This window comes from Falsochrobactrum shanghaiense (assembly GCF_003149535.1).
GTDB classification, from domain to species: Bacteria; Pseudomonadota; Alphaproteobacteria; order Rhizobiales; family Rhizobiaceae; genus Brucella; species Brucella shanghaiense.
In genome coordinates this window covers 401,730-420,136 of the sequence record NZ_QGDB01000001.1, presented here as the reverse complement: position 1 = coordinate 420,136, position 18,407 = coordinate 401,730, and the positions used below count along the sequence as shown (strand labels likewise).

Below are 18,407 nucleotides of genomic sequence, written 5' to 3'. Positions count from 1 at the left end.
GGCCGTGATGGCCAGAACTGACATTGCGCGGCGCGTCTATAACCACACATGGAAGCTCGATCCGATCGTCCGCAGCCTGCTGGATACGGATTTCTACAAGCTCCTGATGCTGCAAATGATCTGGGGTCTTTATCCCAAAGTGGATGCGACTTTTTCGCTTATCAATCGCACATCTTCCGTGCGCCTTGCCGACGAGATCGACGAGGGCGAGCTTCGCGCCCAGCTCGATCATGCCCGCACACTGCGTTTTTCCAAAAAAGAGATGATCTGGCTTGCCGGTAATACCTTCTATCGCCGCAAGCAGATTTTTCAGCCCGAATTTCTCAACTGGCTGCATGATTTCCAATTGCCCGAATACGAATTGCAGCGCAAGGACGGCCAGTATGAACTCCATTTCCATGGCCCGTGGGCGTACACGACCATGTGGGAAATTCCAGCGCTCGCCATCATCAATGAGCTACGCTCGCGCGCGGCGATGAAGAATCTCGGTCCCTTCTCGCTCGATGTGCTCTATGCGCGCGCCAAGGCCAAGATGTGGAGCAAGGTCGAACGGCTGCGCCAGTTGCCCGATCTCCGGATTTCGGATTTTGGCACCCGCCGCCGCCATTCGTTCCTGTGGCAGCGCTGGTGCGTCGAAGCTCTCAAGGAAGGGATCGGCGAAGCCTTCACCGGCACGTCCAACGTGCTGCTGGCCATGGATACCGATCTTGAGGCACTGGGCACCAATGCGCATGAATTGCCGATGGTGCTGGCTGCGCTGGCAACAACGGATGAAGAACTGCGCAGCGCGCCCTATCGCGTGCTTCAGGACTGGAACCGCTATTATGGCGGTAATCTTTTGATCGTGCTGCCCGATGCTTTTGGGACCGCTGCCTTTCTGCGCAATGCGCCCGACTGGGTGGCCGACTGGACCGGCTTTCGCCCCGATAGCGCGCCGCCGATTGAAGGCGGTGAGCGCATCATCGAATGGTGGAAATCACGCGGCAAGGACCCGCGCGAGAAGCTTCTGATTTTCTCCGACGCGCTCGATGTCGATACCATCGAGGAAACCTACCGCCATTTTGAAGGCCGCGTGCGCATGAGCTTCGGCTGGGGCACCAACCTGACCAACGATTTTGCCGGATGCGCGCCCAACACCATTCATGGCCTCAAGGCCATCTCGCTCGTTTGCAAAGTGACGCAAGCCAATGGACGCCCGGCGGTCAAGCTTTCGGATAATCCGCAAAAGGCGACCGGCGACCCGAAGGAAGTCGAACGTTATCTGAAATTCTTCGGCAATGAAGAACGCGTGGAGCAGTTCGTCAAGGTGTGACGTTCAATCGGTAGCCGTCACCGGTTTGCGATCAGTCCCGCATTTCCGTCGCCCATGGCGGATTGGCGCCTGCGCGTGAAACCGTGACCGCTGCCGCCCGTACGCCCAGAGCTACGGCTGAATGTATCTGCTCTTCATCAAGCCCGGCGATGGCCTCTTTATTAAGCAGCCCCTGCATATGCAGGCTGGCCAATATGCCCGCATTGACCGTGTCGCCTGCGCCGACCGTATCCACGACGTCCACATTGACGCCCGGAACCCGTACGCGCGCATGGGCGCTATAGGCGTCGGCGCCATGAGCGCCCCTGGTAATGACGATGAGCTTTGGCCCAAGCTTGAGCCATTCGCCTGCGATCTCGTCATGGCTGCCCTTTTCACCGAACCAGTCGAGATCCTCATCCGAAAGTTTTACAATATCGGCCAGCGCGATCATGCGTTTCATGCGCGCCAGATGCTTTTCGCGGTCGGTGATGAAGCTTGCGCGGATATTGGGGTCGAGGAACATGACGCGCTTTGGCGCTTCGCGTGCCATCAGCGTTTCATAGACATGGCCGCACGGCTCCGAAATCAGGCTGATACAGCCAAACAGCATGGCATCGACACTGTCGTCCACGAATGGCATGTCGCTTTCGGATAGCATGCGCCCGGCAGTGTTCTCGTCATAAAATGCATAGCGCGCCTGACCGTCGACCAGCCGCACGAAGGCAAGTGTTGTCGGTCGGTCGGAGATTGCCGCAAAGGAATAGTCGACATTGGAGCGCGCCAGCGCATCGCGCAAGATCGCACCCAGAAAATCCGATGAAAGCCCTGAGAAAAAACCCGTCGGAACGTCGAGCCTGCCCAGTGCGATTGCGGTGTTGAACACCGAGCCGCCCGCAAAGGGCAAAAACGCAGTCTCGCCCGTCGCGGTTTCGCGCGGCAACATGTCGATCAGGGCTTCACCGCAGCAAAGGATCATGCCGGTCCTTTCATCTTCCGTTATCAGACGTGCTGGCCGCCATTAATGTGAATTTCCGAACCCGTCACATAGGACGACGCCTCGGTGCACAGAAAATAGATGGTTTCCGCGACTTCCGATGTTTTGCCAAGGCGGCGCATCGGTAATTGTTCGACCAGCTTGTCGGTGCCCGGCGAAAGGATCGCCGTGTCGATTTCCCCCGGTGCGATGGCGTTGACGCGAATGCCATGCGGGCCGAAATCCGAGGCCATTTCGCGTGTCAGCGCGGCAAGCGCGGCCTTCGATGTCGCATAGGCTGTGCCTGCGAAGGGGTGTACGCGGCTTCCGGCGATGGATGTGACATTGACCACCGAGCCTTGCGCAGCTTCCAGTTCTTTGAACAGCCCACGCGCCAGCATGATCGGCGCCATGAAATTCACCTGAAAGACATCGCGCCATGTCGACATGGGCGTCTCGATCGAATTCATGCGCCGTCCGCCTTCGGCTTTCGGCGAGATACCCGCATTATTGACCAGCGCATGCAGCTTGCTGCCATTGGCTTCGAGCCTGCGACGGATTTCGGCGATTGCCTTGCCAATATCCTCCGGGTCGGCAAGATCGACCTTGATATGGTCTTCCGGCCCTGCGGGCCATGGGCAGTTCTCGGCGAAATCCTGCCGTGAGCAGGTGATGACGCGCCACCCGGCCCGGGAGAAGCGTTTCACCGTCGCATGGCCGATACCGCGGCTTGCGCCCGTCAGGACGAGTGTTTTGCGTTCCGCATCCGTCTTGGGAGCATCGGACGGGGACGTATCGGTATTTGAAACTTTTGACATGGAAACCTCACTCTCGATTCCTGCATAGCCCAAGCCGGGCAGGATTTCGAGAGGGTTTAAGCTTCGCGTCGCCGATCCGCCAAAAACAGCCTGAACTGCGCCCTCTAGTCAATTCCCCATGATGATATCGAGCAGCGTCGTGGATTTGCGCGGCGGTAGTTCGCCGCCGATAGAGGCGGGCGGCATCGGCCGGTTGTCATTGGCGCTGGCCGGATAATGTTGCGCTGTGCCATCCTGCTGGACCGGAGCCCGGGCGGGAGAATCGGGTGCAGGCGGCCAGTAACCGTCATCGCCATTGCCCGCAAAGGGCTGATTGCCATAGCTGTCCTGTGACATCAGGCTTGGATCGTAAGGCGCGTTCGGATCGATGCCGTCATTGCCGCCGGGCAATATATCCTGAATTTCGTAATGACCGGGCAGTTCCATGATAGGCACGCCCTTATGGGCTTCCGTCATGAAGGCTTTCCACGCCGTCACCGGCAGACCCGAGCCGAAAACGCGCTTCATCGGCTTGCCGTCATCATTGCCGAACCAGACGCCGGTGGTCAGATTGGCCGTATAGCCGACGAAGACGGCATCGCGGAAATTCTGGCTGGTGCCGGTCTTGCCCGCCGCAGGCCAGCCGAAGGCGGCGCGTCTGGCGGTTCCGTCTTCCACCGTGCGGCGCAGCATGGCATTCATCATGCCCAGATTGCGGTCGTCGATGGCGCGCGGACCGACGCCTTCCTGTCGCTGGTAAAGCAGATTGCCGTCGGAATCCGTGACCTTGGTGATGAAATAGACCGGCGCGCGATAGCCGCCATTGGCAAAGGGCACATAGGCGTCGGTTAGTTCGAGAAGCGTTACTTCCGAGGTGCCGAGCGCCAGCGAAGCATTGGGCGTCAGCTTCGACTGCACACCGAGCCGGTGCGCCGTATCGATGACCGTCTGCGGGCCCACTTCCATGACAAGCTGGGCCGAAACGGAATTGAGCGAATGGGAGAGCGCGGTCGCCAGCGTCACCGGCCCCATATATTTGCCGCTATCATTGCTCGGCGTCCATTTGCCGATGCGAACGGGGGCATCATTGCGGATGGAATCGGGTGTGCGGCCCTGTTCGAGCGCCGACAGATAGACGAAGGGCTTGAAAGCGGAAGCGGGCTGGCGGTGAGCGTCTGTTACGCGGTCGAACTGGCTTGCGGCATAATCATAACCGCCGACCATGGCGCGCACCGCGCCGGTATTGTCGATGGAGACAAGAGCGCCCTGACTGACATTCATCTTCTTGCCGTTTTCTGAAATCTGGTCCCTGATGGCCTCTTCAGCGGCTTTCTGAAGATTGAGATCGACCGTCGTCTGGACGGTGATGTCGTCATGCGCTTCGCCGATCAGTTCAGGCAGTTCGGAAACCACGCGGTCGGCGACATAATTCTCCGATCCCTGCCAATAGGAAGGCGCACGGGTGGGCGGCTCGCTTTCGGCGATTGCAAGCTGCCGGTCGTCGATCATGCCCTCTTCACGCATTGCGCCCAGAACCACGCGCGCACGGGCGGCGGCGGCTTCCGGGTCGCGCGCCGGAGAAAGACGCGAAGGTGCCTTGAGAAGCCCCGCGAGCGTGGCTGCTTCCATCAGGTTGACGTCTCTGGCGGTCTTGCTGAAATAGCGCCGCGATGCGGCATCGACGCCATAGGCGCCCGAACCGAGATAGACCCGGTTGAGATACATCTCCAGAATCTGGTCTTTGCTATATTTATGCTCAAGCCAGAGGGCGAGCATGACTTCCTGAACCTTGCGCTCCAATGTGCGTTCGGGCGAAAGGAAGAGGTTTTTGGCAAGCTGTTGCGTGAGTGTCGAGCCGCCCTGAACGGCGCGGCCCGATGCGATATTAGTGACGATGGCGCGCGCCAGCCCGATCGGATCGATGCCGAAATGCGAATAGAAGCGCCGATCCTCGATGGCCATGACGGCTTGCGGGATAAAGGGCGACATTTCATGCAGGCCGACGGCCTGTCCGCCGGTCGTGCCGCGATTGGCGATGAGATTGCCGTTGACATCGACGATGCGCACATTGGGTGGACGGTCGGGAACGGCCCAGTCGCTGGTCGGCGGCATTTTGGCGGCAAAATATACCAGCATGGCCGCAAAGGCGATGCCGCCCCACAGGCCCAGCACCAGGCACCAGTAGATCGCCCGGCGCACAAATCCGAAAAATCCCCCGCCGCGCCTTGCCTTTTTGCCGCGGCGCGAATTGCGGGGCTTTGCGGGTTTTCCTGATCGCTGTGCCCTGACCATACGGTCTCCTTCATCGACGGCGAAAGTGTTTTCTTCCGTTTCCCGCGCTTTGCCGAAAGAAGGTTCTATACGTTGTTTTCTGCCGTCTCGCGAAGCCATGTCTGCCCAGATCCGCCCACCATTCGCAGGTCATTTCGATCAATGAGACCCGCTTTATCAAATTTACACGCACATATTTAGAGCATGTCGCCCGAAAGTGGGAACCGGTTTCGGGATAACGACACGCGTAAAAACAACAACTTAAAGCGCAAGAAGCGAATCTGAAAGATCGCGACGCGCTTTAGTGTGCGGTAATCGACTGAAGGGTAAATGCGGCAGTTTAAAGGGGCGTAAACCCGATAGAGCATGTCTCCCAAAAGTGGGTACCGGTTTTGGGATAAAGACATGCGTAAAAACAAAGAGTTAAAGCGTGTTGTATGAATACGATAAAACGCAACACGCTTGAGGGTTAAATTGGCACGATATAGGGGCGAAAAGAAAAGGCCCCGCAATGCAGGGCCTTTTATCAGGATCGGTAAACCGGATCAGGACTTGCCAGATCAGAACTTATAAGCGACGCCAAGACGAACGTCATGGGTCTTGAACTTGTTCTCGACGCTGTAGTCGGTGCCGAAGTCGTAATCCTTTTTGCCGTAATCGGTATAGCGGTATTCAAGCCGCAGGATGACATTGTCGGTTGCCGCATAATCGAAGCCGCCGCCGATGGTCCAGCCGGTATGGGTCTTGCTTTCGGAGACGCCGCCGAGACCTGCAATCGAAACGCTGTTCTTGACGCCGCCAAATGCCACACCACCTGCAATATAAGGCAGGAAGCGGTCGAAGGCATAACCGACGCGACCGCGTACGGCACCCGACCAGCGCAGCTTGCTTTCAAGGGTGCTCCTGTCTCCGTCAATGATTTCCGAATAGCTGTCTTCAAGATCGTTATAGGTTACGTCGGCATCGATACCAAGAATAACATCGTTTCCGAGATCGAAGTTGTAGCCGCCATAGACACCGCCGAGGAAGCCGTCCGGCTTGATCTTGAGGTAATCTACGCCGTCACTGAATTCCGACTTGCCCCAGCCATAGCCGATCTGGCCGCCGATATAGGCACCTTCCCACGAGAACCCGGCGGGAAGAATGACGGGTGCGGGCTCTTCCTGAATGATGGCATCAGCCGCCTTGGCGCCGGTTGCGGCGAGAAGGGCGACAGTGGATGCGAGAAGCAGAGCTTTGATCTTCATGATGATCCTCCGATGAATAGTTGACCCTAATATAAAGGGAGATTGATTGAGAGTCTGTAGCAAGCAGGTCACACCTGACGATTTGTGACGGTTCGGTTACGCAAATTCTTGACGATAGAAGATGCGCGACAAGGTCGGACGGCCACGTGTACTTTTTGGCGCTTTCGCCTCTCAGGAACAAAAAAGGCCGGCAGGATGTTGCTTCCTGCCGGCCCTTTGCAAGCTTCATGCGCTATCAGCTATGCGCGAAAATATCCTGCTCCGGCCAGCCCATCAGGTCGAGTTCGGCGCGGGTTGGCAGGAATTTGAAGCAGGCTTCGGCCTGTCTGGCGCGGCCATCGCGCGCAAGGCGCTGTTCGAACACCGCCTTGAGGCGATGCAGGTAAAGCACGTCCGATGCGGCATATTCGAGCTGCGCCTGCGACAGAACTTCTGCGGCCCAATCGGATGACTGCTGCTGCTTGGAAATCGAAACGTCGAGAAGCTCGCCGCAGATTTCTTTCAACCCATGCCGGTCCGTATAGGTGCGGGTCAGTTTCGAGGCGATCTTGGTGCAGAAAACCGGCTCCGGCATGGTGCCGAATGTATGCGCCAGCACGGCAAGATCAAAGCGCCCGAAATGGAAAATCTTGGTGATCGCCGAATCCTTGAGAAGCTTCACCAGATTGGGCGCTTCCTTTTGCCCGGCGTCGATCTGGATTATGTCAGCCGTGCCGTCGCCCGGCGAAATCTGCACCACGCACAGCCGGTCGCGATGCGGGTTGAGGCCGAGCGTTTCGGTATCGATGGCAACCGCATCGACATTATAATGATCGAGATTGGGCAGATCGTTTTTATGAAAACGGATAGTCATCTAAAGTCCTTTATTTGGCTGCGATAGCGGCCATGATGCGGGCCCTACTTGGCTGCGATAGCAGCCATAATGCGAGCCCATGAGCGCTGGCCCTTATGGAAGGAGTCCAGCTCATATTTTTCATTGGGCGAATGGATGCGGTCATCCTCAAGGCCGAAGCCGACCAGCAGCGACTCCATGCCAAGAAACGTGTCGAAGTCGCCGACAATCGGGATCGATCCACCCATGGCGATCAGCACGGCAGGCTTGGGCCATTCATCGGACAGCGCATTCTTGGCTTTGGAAACCAGCGGTGAATCATAGGGCAACTGAATGGCGGGCGAGCCGCCATGCGGATGAAACTCGACCGAACAATCCGCGGGGATGCGTTCTTTTACAAAGGCGCGGAAGGCGTCGCGGATTTTTTCCGGGTCCTGCTTGTGCACGAGGCGGAACGAGATCTTCGCGGAAGCCTGCGCTGCAATCACCGTCTTGAAACCTTCGCCGGTATAGCCGCCGGTAATGCCGTTGACTTCCGCAGTCGGTCGCGCCCATGTCAGTTCGAGAACGCTGCGGTCCTTTTCGCCCGATGGAATGGACAGGCCGATGGGGCCGAGGAAGTTTTCCGCCGTGCGGCCAAGGCTCTCCCATGATTTGAGGATTTGCGAAGGCGTTTCTTCCACGCCGTCATAGAAGCCCGGAAGCGTCACACGACCGGTTTCGTCATGAAGATCGGCGAGAATCTTCGACAATATATGGATCGGATTTGCCGCAGCGCCACCAAAAAAGCCCGAATGCAGATCACGATCCGCTGCCTTGATGACGATCTCCTCACCGACAAGGCCGCGCAGGCCGACGCTGATAGCAGGTGTTTGCGTGTCCCACATGGCGGTGTCGCAGACCAGCGCCACATCGGCCTTGAGTTCTTCCCTGTGGGCTTCGAGGAATGGCTTGAGCGATGGCGAGCCGGATTCTTCCTCGCCCTCGAACAGCAGCGTCACCTTGAGCGGCAACTGCCCGTTGACCGCCTTATAGGCGCGGCAGGCTTCCACGAAGGTCATCAACTGGCCTTTATCGTCGGAGGTGCCGCGCCCGGTCAGGATTTTGCGGCCATTTCCGACATCCTTGATGGTGGGTTCGAATGGATCGTTTTCCCAAAGGTTCAACGGATCGACGGGCTGTACGTCATAATGACCGTAGAAAAGCACATGCGGCGCATCCGGCGTGGGGCCTTCGTGATGGGCAACCACCATCGGATGGCCGGGCGTATCGCGCAGGCTGGCATCGAAACCGATCGACTTGAGGTCTTCGACCAGCCATTGTGCTGCCTTGCGGCAATCGGCCTTGTAGGCCGGATCGGTGGAAATGGACTTGATGCGCAACAGATCGAACAGATGGTCGATGCTTTTGTCGAGATTGGCATCGAGATGATCGAGAACTTTGTCGAGTGACTGCGTGGACATGGGATTTGCCTGCCTGCGATTCATGAAACTGGCGGCAGATTACAACCAGCATCGCCAAGAAGAAACCTAAATTGCAGCGGAATCCCAGCTCTGAAGATGCCCGGAAATGCCCGAAAATGATTGACCGTTGTGGTGAGGGTATACCACAACGGCCATATCACTACACTCAAAGCGGCAGCCCGGAGAGGGGAATGAGGCTGCCGCATCAGCCGGAACCCAACGGGGGACGGGTTGGAGAACCGGCGACCGACGAACTGTCGATAGACGTGATTTGGCCCTTCAAAAGTGGCTATTCAAGGGCACGGAAGATTACAAATCTGTAACAAAAACGTTATTGTGTGATGAGCTTTATGTTGCGGCCACGCACGGTCCGCGCCTTTCAAGTGGATGGCGCGCTGCTCTGGCCCCCATGCCGGTTTTCTTTATGCGCGCATTGCTTTAAGCCTTGAGGTGATTTCAGCAAAAGTGCGAAGCGGTTTTGCGTTCCCAATTGCGGAAGGATAAGGCAGGCATGAAAAAAGGCGATCATCTATTTCTGGTTGACGGCTCGGGCTATATTTTCCGTGCCTATCACGCCCTGCCGCCCTTGACGCGCAAGTCTGACGGCCTGCCGGTTGGTGCCGTTGCAGGCTTCTGCAATATGCTCTGGAAATTGCTCAAGGATGCGCGCAATACGGATGTGGGCGTAGCCCCCACCCATTTTGCCGTCATCTTCGACTACTCGTCTAAGACGTTCCGCAATGAGCTTTATCCCGAATATAAGGCCAATCGCACCGCCCCGCCTGAAGACCTCATTCCGCAATTCGGCCTGATCCGGCAGGCGACCCGCGCCTTCAATCTGCCCTGCATCGAAAAACAGGGTTTTGAAGCGGATGATCTGATTGCGACCTATGCACGCCTTGCCGAGCAGGCGGGCGGCGATGTCACCATCGTTTCTTCCGACAAGGACCTCATGCAACTGGTGACGCCGTTAGTCTCCATGTATGACGGCATGAAGGACAAGCAGATTTCCATTCCGGACGTCATTGAGAAATGGGGCGTTGCGCCGGAAAAGATGATCGACCTGCAATCGCTGACCGGCGACAGCACCGACAATATTCCCGGCATTCCCGGCATCGGACCCAAGACGGCAGCGCAATTGCTCGAAGAATATGGCGATCTTGATACGCTGCTTATGCGCGCAAGCGAAATCAAGCAGAACAAGCGCCGCGAGAATATCTTAGCCTTTGCCGAGCAGACCAAACTGTCGCGCCAGCTTGTCACGCTTAAAACCGACGTTCCGCTTGACGTTCCGCTCGATGCGCTGGTGCTGGAGCCGCAGGACGGACCCCGGCTCATTGGCTTTCTCAAGGCGATGGAATTCACCACGCTCACCCGCCGCGTGGCCGAGGCAACCGATACGGATGCATCGGCGGTCGAGCCGTCCCATGTCGAGACTGAATGGGGCGCGGATGCCCATGGCCCGGATGTCGATGTACCGGAAGGAGAGGCACCGCAAGCGGCCTCTGCCGACACTCCTGTTGCTACCGATGGCTATACACCGGCTGCTCTGGCGCAAAAGCGTGCATATGATGGGCTGGCGCAAAAGATCGATACCAGCGCCTATACATGCATTCGCGATCTCGACACGCTGAAGCAATGGCTGGCCGAGGCAGTCGAAAATGGCCTTGTCGCTTTTGACACTGAAACCAATTCGCTCGACCCGATGCAGGCGGAGCTGATCGGCTTTTCGCTGGCCCTTGCGCCCGGCAAGGCCTGTTATGTGCCGCTCCAGCACAAATCCGGGGCGGGCGATCTTCTGGGTGGCGGGCTGGTCGAAGGGCAGATCGCGCTTGACGAAGCGCTGGCGGCCCTGAAAACGGTGCTTGAGGACGCATCCGTTCTCAAGATCGCGCAGAATATGAAATATGACTGGCTCATCATGCGCCGCCAAGGCATCAATACCGTGTCTTTCGATGATACGATGCTGATTTCCTATGTGCTGGATGCAGGCAGTGGCGGACATGGCATGGACCCGCTGGCCGAACGCTGGCTCGGCCATGCAACCATTCCCTATAAGGATGTGGCAGGCAGCGGCAGAAGTGCCGTGACCTTCGATATGGTCGATATAGAGCGCGCCACCGCCTATGCGGGCGAAGACGCCGATGTGACATTGCGTCTGTGGCAGGTGCTGAAACCGCGTCTTGCTGCGGAAGGGCTGATGTCCGTCTATGAACGGCTTGAACGCCCGCTGGTCGATGTTCTGGCGCGCATGGAAGAACGCGGCATCTCGGTGGACCGGCAAGTATTGTCCCGGCTTTCCGGCGATCTGGCGCAGGCCGCAGCAGCTTTCGAGGATGAGATTTACGAATTGGCGGGTGAGAAATTCACCATCGGCTCGCCCAAGCAGCTTGGCGATATATTGTTCGGAAAAATGGGATTGCCGGGTGCATCCAAGACCAAGACGGGCCAATGGTCGACCTCCGCGCAGGTGCTTGAAGAACTTGCCGCCGCGGGCCATCCATTGCCGCGCAAGATTGTCGATTGGCGCCAGATAACCAAGCTTAAATCGACCTATACCGACGCGCTGCCCGGTTTCATCAACCCGCAGACCAAGCGCGTGCATACTTCCTATGCGATGGCATCGACTTCGACGGGGCGTCTGTCGTCGTCCGATCCCAACTTGCAGAATATTCCGGTACGCACCGCCGAAGGACGCAAGATCAGGACGGCTTTCATTGCCGAGCCGGGCAACAGGCTGATTTCCGCCGACTACAGCCAGATCGAACTGCGCGTGCTTGCCCATGTGGCCGATATTGCGCAATTGAAGCAGGCTTTCGCCGATGGCGTTGACATTCATGCCATGACGGCATCGGAAATGTTCGGCGTGCCGGTGGAGGGCATGCCGTCGGAAGTGCGCCGTCGCGCCAAGGCGATCAATTTCGGCATTATCTACGGCATTTCCGCCTTTGGTCTCGCCAATCAGCTTTCGATCCCGCGCGAAGAGGCGAGCCAATATATCAAGACCTATTTCGAGCGTTTTCCGGGCATCAGGGATTATATGGAAGCGACCAAGGCTTTCGCCCGCGAGCATGGTTATGTAGAAACCATATTCGGTCGCCGCGCCCATTATCCCGACATCAAGGCATCCAATGCGCAGGTGCGTGCTTTCAACGAGCGCGCCGCCATCAATGCGCCCATTCAAGGGTCAGCGGCGGATATTATCCGCCGCGCCATGATCCGCATGGAGGATGCGCTGGAGAAGGAGAAACTCTCCGCGCGCATGTTGTTGCAGGTGCATGACGAACTGATCTTTGAAGTGTCCGAAGACGAGGTGGAAAAAACCATTCCCGTGGTGCGCCATGTCATGGAAAACGCGGCCATGCCCGCCGTGTCGCTTGCGGTGCCATTGCATGTCGATGCGCGTGCAGCGCATAACTGGGATGAGGCACATTAAACACTGTTCTGGTTGACCTGAACGTCCTGACGCTATAGGAAAAGCGCAATTCTGTTGCTTCGTTAGTCGTCGGGGGCCGTGAACATTAGATTTACGGCCAATGGGTATGCGACTTGAGAAGCTTTTTTGAAAGTTATTCATGTCCTTGCCTGAAACCATCGCTCCGGCTCTTTCCGGGGCAATAGCCGCTCGCGGTTATAATACGCTCACTGCTGTCCAGAATGCCGTTCTGGCTCCCGAAACGCTTGATGCCGACCTGCTCGTTTCCGCGCAAACCGGCTCCGGCAAAACCGTTGCATTCGGTCTTGCCATGGCTTCCACCATCCTTGGCGACGAACTGCGCTTCGATAATCCCGAAGCCCCGCTTGCCATGATTATCGCGCCGACGCGCGAACTGGCGCTTCAGGTGCGCCGCGAACTCGAATGGCTCTATGCCGATACCGGCGCGCGCATTGCGTCCTGCGTCGGCGGCATGGATATTCGCAGCGAACGCCGGGCACTGGAGCGCGGTTCGCATATCGTCGTGGGTACGCCGGGCCGCTTGCGCGACCATATTACCCGTTCGGCGCTCGATATGTCGGCGCTGCGGGTTGTCGTGCTCGATGAAGCCGACGAAATGCTCGATATGGGCTTTCGTGAAGACCTTGAATTCATCCTCGGTGAAGCGCCGGCTGATCGCCGCACGCTGATGTTCTCGGCAACGGTGCCAAAGCCGATTGCCCAGCTTGCCAAGCGGTTTCAGCGCGATGCGCTGCGCATTTCGGCAGCGGGCGAGGCGGGCCAACACGCCGACATCGATTATTTCGCCATGCCGGTTCCGCCGCATGAGCGCGACCATGCAATCATCAACACGCTGCTTTATTACGATGCGCAAAACTCGATCATTTTCTGCTCGACGCGCGAAGCGGTGAAGCACATGGCAAGCCGCCTGTCCAATCGCGGCTTTGCGGTGGTGGCGCTTTCAGGCGAGTTGAGTCAGGCCGAACGCAACAATGCGCTTCAGGCCATGCGCGATGGCCGTGCCCGCGTTTGCGTGGCAACCGACGTTGCCGCGCGCGGCATCGATCTGCCCAATCTCGATCTGGTCATTCATGCCGATCTTCCGACCAATGCCGAAACCATGCTGCACCGCTCGGGCCGCACGGGTCGCGCTGGTCGCAAGGGAACCTGCGTTCTCGTTGTGCCGTTCTCGCGCCGCCGCACTGCCGAACGCCTTCTGCATATGGCAAAACTTGACGCGCAGACCGTGCCTGCTCCCGGCATTGCAGCCGTACAGGCCAAGAACAACGAGCGCATCCTCAACAGCGAAGCCTTCAACCAGCCGGTTGAAGAGGAACATCAGGACCTGCTCAAAGCGCTGATGGAGCGCTATACGCCGGAACAGATCGCGAGCGCATTCCTCAATCGCGAACTCGCAGCCTTCCCTGCGGCGGAAGAAGTCTCCGATGCGCCGGTCCATCCGGTCGGCGGCAAAAAGCCCAAAGAGCGTTTCGACAGGGGCGAGCGCTTTGAACGGGGGGAGCCGGGTGAGCGCTTCGACCGCAATGCCCGCTTTGATGGCGTGTGGTTCTCGGTTTCCGCTGGCCGCAAGCATCGCGCCGATCCCAAATGGCTGCTGCCGCTTATCTGCAAGGCAGGCGATGTCTCCAAGCGCGATGTCGGATCGATCAAGATATTCGATAACGAAACCCGTTTTGAAATCTCATCCTCCAAGGCCGATCAGTTCCGCCGGTCGGTCGAAGAGCGCGGCACCGGCGAAAAGGGTCTGGTGATCCGTACGGCTGTGGCGGGTGCTGGCGGTGACGCTGCCCCGCGTGAAGGCAAGGGCAGCTTCAAGCCGCGCGGCGACAAGTTCAAGGGCGATTTCAAGAAGCCCGGCAAGAAATTCGACGGCAGCAAAAAGCGCCGCGGCGAATAAGGCAAGGCCCAAAAGAAAAGCCCCGGATTTCCGGGGCTTTTCGTATCAGACGTCGAGATTGGCCACACTCAACGCATTGTCCTGAATGAACTCGCGCCGCGGTTCCACCTCGTCGCCCATCAGGCGGCTGAAGAGCTGGTCCGCATCGGTTGCATCCGTGACTTTGACCTGTAGAAGCGAACGCGCATTGGGATCAAGCGTGGTTTCCCAAAGCTGTTCGGCATTCATTTCGCCAAGACCTTTATAGCGTTGCAGCGTCAGCCCCTTGCGCCCGGTGGCGAAGATCGCATCGAGCAGCGCCATCGGACCGGAAAGCGTTTCGGATTTGTCCTTGCGGCGCAGCACCGGCGGTTCAGCGAAGACATCCGCCAGCCGCGAGGCGACGCGGTCGATCTGGCGCGCATCGGCGGAGCCGAGCAGGGCCATGTCGAGAATGGCCACATCCTTCACGCCGCGCACCATGCGCTCGAAACGATAGCCGCCATCCTCGGTCACATGACCCGACCAGCCGCGCTCGGTTTCTTCCGAAACCATGTCGAGACGCTTTGCAGCCATATTGGCGGAGGCTTGTGCCGTGGCACTGTCAGACGCGGCATCGGGATGAAGAAGCCCGGCAATCGCCGCCTGTTCCACCACGCGGCGATTATAGCGCGTATGCAGGCCGTTCAGAAGCTGGCGCAGCATGCGCGTGTCTTCCACGACAGCGCGCAGATCCGCGCTTGCGCGCATTTCACCGCTTGCCAGTTCCAGCGTTGCTTCCTCAAGACCGGTTTCGATGAGGAAATCCTCGAACGCGGCCTCGTTCTTGATATATTGCGAGGACTTGCCCCGCGTTACCTTATAGAGCGGCGGCTGCGCGATATAGATATGGCCGCGCTCGATCAGTTCGGGCATCTGCCGGAAGAAGAAGGTCAGCAGCAGGGTGCGGATATGCGCGCCGTCGACGTCGGCGTCGGTCATGATGATGATCTTGTGATAGCGCAGCTTGTCCGGGTTGAAGCCGTGCGTCTCATCCTTGCCGATGGAGGTGCCGAGCGCGGTAATCAGCGTCCCCACCTGATCGGAGGAAAGCATGCGGTCGAAGCGCACGCGCTCGACATTGAGGATCTTGCCGCGCAGGGGCAGGATCGCCTGATTCTGGCGCGAGCGTCCGCTCTTGGCGGAGCCGCCTGCGGAATCACCCTCGACGATGAAGAGTTCGGACTTGGCCGGATCGCGCTCCTGACAATCGGCAAGCTTGCCGGGCAGCGAACTGACCGTCAGCGTGCTCTTGCGGGTAATGTCACGCGCCTTGCGCGCCGCTTCGCGCGCCGCTGCCGCCTGAATGACCTTTTCGACGATGATCTTGCCGCCGGAGGGATGTTCTTCCAGCCAGGTCGAAAGCGCTTCGTTGACAAGGCTTTCCACGACCGGGCGCACTTCCGAGGAAACGAGCTTGTCCTTGGTCTGCGACGAGAATTTCGGGTCCGGCACCTTGACGGAAAGAACGGCGGTCAGCCCCTCGCGGCAATCGTCGCCGGTGAGCGAAACCTTTTCCTTCTTGGTCATGCCGGAAGCATCCGCATAACCCGTTACCTGACGGGTCAGCGCGCCACGGAAGCCCGCCAGATGGGTGCCGCCATCGCGCTGCGGAATATTGTTGGTAAAGCAGAGCACCTTTTCGTGGTAGCTATCGTTCCACCACATGGCGACTTCGACGGCCATGCCGTCTTTTTCGCTGCGAATATAGATTGGCTCTTCCAGAAGCGATTTCTTGCTCTGGTCGATATATTTCACGAATTCGACAAGGCCGCCATCATAGTGCAGTTCATGTTCTTTTGCATCCGCATGGCGATGGTCGGCGAGTTTGATGCGCACGCCCGAATTGAGGAAGGCAAGCTCGCGCAGGCGGCGTTCCAGCGTTTCAAAATCGAACTCGACCATGCTGAAGGTTTCGGGCGAGGGCAGGAAGCTGACTTCGGTTCCCGTCTCTCCACCCGCATCGCCGGTGACTTCAAGCGGCGCATCGGCAACGCCGTGCGTAAATGAAATCTCGTGGATTTTCCCACCACGGCGGATTTTGAGGCGAAGCCAGACGGAAAGCGCGTTCACGACCGATACGCCAACGCCATGAAGGCCGCCCGAAACCTTGTAGGAATTCTGGTCGAACTTGCCGCCCGCATGAAGCTGGGTCATGATGACTTCGGCAGCCGAAACGCCTTCTTCCTTATGGATGTCGGTCGGGATGCCGCGACCATTATCGGTCACCGTGCAGGAACCGTCGGCATTCAGCGTTACGGTCACCAGAGTGGCATGGCCTGCCAGCGCTTCGTCGATCGCATTATCGACGGTTTCGTAGACCATGTGATGCAGGCCGGAGCCGTCATCCGTGTCGCCGATATACATGCCGGGGCGCTTACGAACCGCATCCAGACCTTTCAGAACACGAATGGAATCCGCGCCATATTCGGCCGGGGCTTCGGAATTCATCTCGGGAGTCTCGCTCATGAAAATCTTTCGAAAAATGCGCCGCGAACACGGCCTTAAAGCCTGCTGTAATTACAGCATCAAAAACCCTGTCGAATCACACGACAAACATGTCATCAATATAGGCGTTAATGGCGCTTTTTCCAAGTTTTCAGGGCTATTTTGCCGGGGATTCCGATGGTTTGGCCTCATATCGGCGGCGGCGTTGGCCCGGCGCATCTGGATACGCCACAATTGCCGCTTATATCGTCACAATGGGCATTCGAACTTCTTGCCACAGGAGGAACGCTTGATGGAAGCAGCCGCCGCAATGATGCAGAATCCGACGCCTTTTGTGCCGCCTGCGCCGCGACCGCGCGAAAAGCCGGTCGGTCGCTTCGAAATGATGCGCGTGGTCTATCGCAATCCGCTCGAACTCTGGGGCGAACCTTCCTATAACGAGCCATGGGTCAAGGTAAGCTGGTTCGGCATGAAGACGATCATCGCCAATGATCCGGGCCTGATCCGCCATGTTCTGGTGGACAACGCTGCCAATTACCCCATGTCGGCCATCCGCCAGCGCGTGCTGCGGCCCATATTGCGCGACGGCCTCCTGACCGCCGAAGGGCAGGTCTGGAAACGTTCGCGCAAGGCCATGGCGCCCGTTTTCACGCCGCGCCATATTGGCGGCTTTGCGCAGGCCATGCGCGCGTGCTCCGAGCGGTTTTGCGAGCGTTACAAGACCAGCGGCACCATCACCGATATTGCGCATGACATGACATTGCTGACCTATGACATTCTGGCTGAAACGCTGTTTTCCGGCGAGATTGCAGGCGATCCCAACGATTTCGCTCGTCAGATCGACAAGCTGTTTGAAACCATGGGCCGTGTCGATCCTTTCGATCTGCTGGGATTTCCCGACTGGATGCCACGCCTCACCCGCCTGCGTGGCCAGCAATCGCTGGGCTTTTTCCGCGAACTCGTCGCTGAAACCATGGCGCTGCGTAAAGAGCGCATGGAGAGGGGCGAGGATGTGCCCAATGATTTCCTGACGCTGCTTCTGCGTGCCGAAGGGCCGGATGGACTAAGCCGTGCCGAGATCGAGGACAACATCATCACCTTCATCGGTGCAGGGCATGAGACCACCGCCCGTGCTCTTGGCTGGACGCTCTTCCTGCTCGCCAAGGCCCCGCAGGAGCGCGAAAAGGTCGAGGCGGAAATCGATGGATTTTTCGCACAGGGCGGACGCGATCTGCCGCCGCATGAATGGCTGGCGAAACTGCCCTTCACCCGTGCGGCTTTTGAAGAGGCGATGCGGCTTTATCCGCCAGCGCCTTCGATCAATCGCGAAGCTGCGACCGATGACAGCTATGGCGATCTCAAGATTGAAAAAGGCACCACCATTCTGGTGATGCCCTGGGTCATTCATCGCCATAGGCTTTATTGGGAGCAGCCCGATGCCTTCATGCCGCAGCGCTTCTGGCCGGAAAACCGCGAGCGGATCGACCGCTTCCAATATCTGCCCTTCGGCGCAGGCCCGCGCGTGTGCATCGGCTCAAGTTTTGCACTTCAGGAGGCCGTCATTGCGCTTGCGACATTGCTTGACGGCCACCGCTTCGAGGTGCTGGAAACAACGAAACCGTGGCCGGTGCAGAAGCTGACGACCCAGCCGCAGGGCGGCTTGCCGATGAGGGTGGTCAAGCGCTACTAGAGCATTTCCAGCAAAAGTGT

General features: G+C 58.3%; 11 protein-coding genes. 4 read left to right on the top strand and 7 right to left on the bottom strand.

What is annotated here, in order from left to right; all coding sequences use genetic code 11:
- The first annotated feature begins 7 nt into the window (after window positions 1-7).
- Window positions 8-1,312, top strand: a complete 1,305-nt coding sequence (pncB, locus tag DKP76_RS02055; protein ID WP_109704748.1) for a nicotinate phosphoribosyltransferase — start codon at window positions 8-10, stop codon at window positions 1,310-1,312.
- Between the two features lie 31 nt (window positions 1,313-1,343).
- Here pncB and DKP76_RS02050 read toward each other — a convergent pair whose 3' ends face one another.
- The 6 genes from DKP76_RS02050 to DKP76_RS02025 form a co-directional block, all read right to left on the bottom strand.
- On the bottom strand, window positions 1,344-2,270 hold the full coding sequence (locus DKP76_RS02050) for a carbohydrate kinase family protein (protein WP_109704747.1): 927 nt from the start codon (window positions 2,268-2,270) through the stop codon (window positions 1,344-1,346).
- A gap of 23 nt (window positions 2,271-2,293) precedes the next feature.
- Window positions 2,294-3,085, bottom strand: coding sequence for an SDR family NAD(P)-dependent oxidoreductase (locus DKP76_RS02045; protein ID WP_109704746.1), 792 nt, complete (start codon window positions 3,083-3,085; stop codon window positions 2,294-2,296).
- Window positions 3,086-3,193: 108 nt separating this feature from the next.
- Window positions 3,194-5,455 (bottom strand): transglycosylase domain-containing protein, encoded by a 2,262-nt coding sequence (locus tag DKP76_RS02040; protein ID WP_109704745.1) that lies wholly within the window; start codon window positions 5,453-5,455, stop codon window positions 3,194-3,196.
- Window positions 5,456-5,895: 440 nt separating this feature from the next.
- Complete coding sequence (locus DKP76_RS02035) at window positions 5,896-6,582, bottom strand: outer membrane protein (protein WP_109704744.1); 687 nt, start codon at window positions 6,580-6,582, stop codon at window positions 5,896-5,898.
- Window positions 6,583-6,817: 235 nt separating this feature from the next.
- Window positions 6,818-7,435, bottom strand: coding sequence for a ribonuclease D (locus DKP76_RS02030; RefSeq protein WP_109704743.1), 618 nt, complete (start codon window positions 7,433-7,435; stop codon window positions 6,818-6,820).
- A 44-nt stretch (window positions 7,436-7,479) separates the two neighbouring features.
- On the bottom strand, window positions 7,480-8,877 hold the full coding sequence (locus tag DKP76_RS02025; protein ID WP_109704742.1) for a dipeptidase: 1,398 nt from the start codon (window positions 8,875-8,877) through the stop codon (window positions 7,480-7,482).
- A 511-nt stretch (window positions 8,878-9,388) separates the two neighbouring features.
- Between DKP76_RS02025 and polA the strand changes: the two genes are divergently transcribed.
- Together polA and DKP76_RS02010 are read left to right on the top strand one after the other, a co-directional pair.
- Window positions 9,389-12,313, top strand: coding sequence for a DNA polymerase I (gene polA / locus DKP76_RS02015; RefSeq protein ID WP_109704741.1), 2,925 nt, complete (start codon window positions 9,389-9,391; stop codon window positions 12,311-12,313).
- Window positions 12,314-12,452: 139 nt separating this feature from the next.
- The gene (locus DKP76_RS02010; protein ID WP_109704740.1) at window positions 12,453-14,231 is read left to right on the top strand and encodes a DEAD/DEAH box helicase; all 1,779 of its coding nucleotides are present in this window, start codon (window positions 12,453-12,455) and stop codon (window positions 14,229-14,231) included.
- A 45-nt stretch (window positions 14,232-14,276) separates the two neighbouring features.
- On the opposite strand, the gene gyrB is transcribed toward DKP76_RS02010, so the two are convergent.
- Window positions 14,277-16,718, bottom strand: coding sequence for a DNA topoisomerase (ATP-hydrolyzing) subunit B (gyrB, locus tag DKP76_RS02005; RefSeq protein WP_109704739.1), 2,442 nt, complete (start codon window positions 16,716-16,718; stop codon window positions 14,277-14,279).
- 271 nt (window positions 16,719-16,989) lie between these two features.
- Here gyrB and DKP76_RS02000 point away from each other — a divergent pair, with 271 nt between their 5' ends.
- A complete protein-coding gene (locus tag DKP76_RS02000) occupies window positions 16,990-18,387 on the top strand; it encodes a cytochrome P450 (protein WP_109704738.1) in 1,398 nt (465 codons plus the stop codon).
- Window positions 18,388-18,407 lie beyond the last annotated feature (20 nt).

Coding starts and splice junctions, on each gene's coding strand:
- pncB (WP_109704748.1), top strand. CDS start 8: ATGGCCAGAACTGACATTGCGCGGCGCGTCTATAACCACACATGGAAG.
- DKP76_RS02050 (WP_109704747.1), bottom strand. CDS start 2,270: ATGATCCTTTGCTGCGGTGAAGCCCTGATCGACATGTTGCCGCGCGAA.
- DKP76_RS02045 (WP_109704746.1), bottom strand. CDS start 3,085: ATGTCAAAAGTTTCAAATACCGATACGTCCCCGTCCGATGCTCCCAAG.
- DKP76_RS02040 (WP_109704745.1), bottom strand. CDS start 5,455: ATGGCTTCGCGAGACGGCAGAAAACAACGTATAGAACCTTCTTTCGGC.
- DKP76_RS02035 (WP_109704744.1), bottom strand. CDS start 6,582: ATGAAGATCAAAGCTCTGCTTCTCGCATCCACTGTCGCCCTTCTCGCC.
- DKP76_RS02030 (WP_109704743.1), bottom strand. CDS start 7,435: ATGACTATCCGTTTTCATAAAAACGATCTGCCCAATCTCGATCATTAT.
- DKP76_RS02025 (WP_109704742.1), bottom strand. CDS start 8,877: ATGTCCACGCAGTCACTCGACAAAGTTCTCGATCATCTCGATGCCAAT.
- polA (WP_109704741.1), top strand. CDS start 9,389: ATGAAAAAAGGCGATCATCTATTTCTGGTTGACGGCTCGGGCTATATT.
- DKP76_RS02010 (WP_109704740.1), top strand. CDS start 12,453: ATGTCCTTGCCTGAAACCATCGCTCCGGCTCTTTCCGGGGCAATAGCC.
- gyrB (WP_109704739.1), bottom strand. CDS start 16,718: ATGAGCGAGACTCCCGAGATGAATTCCGAAGCCCCGGCCGAATATGGC.
- DKP76_RS02000 (WP_109704738.1), top strand. CDS start 16,990: ATGGAAGCAGCCGCCGCAATGATGCAGAATCCGACGCCTTTTGTGCCG.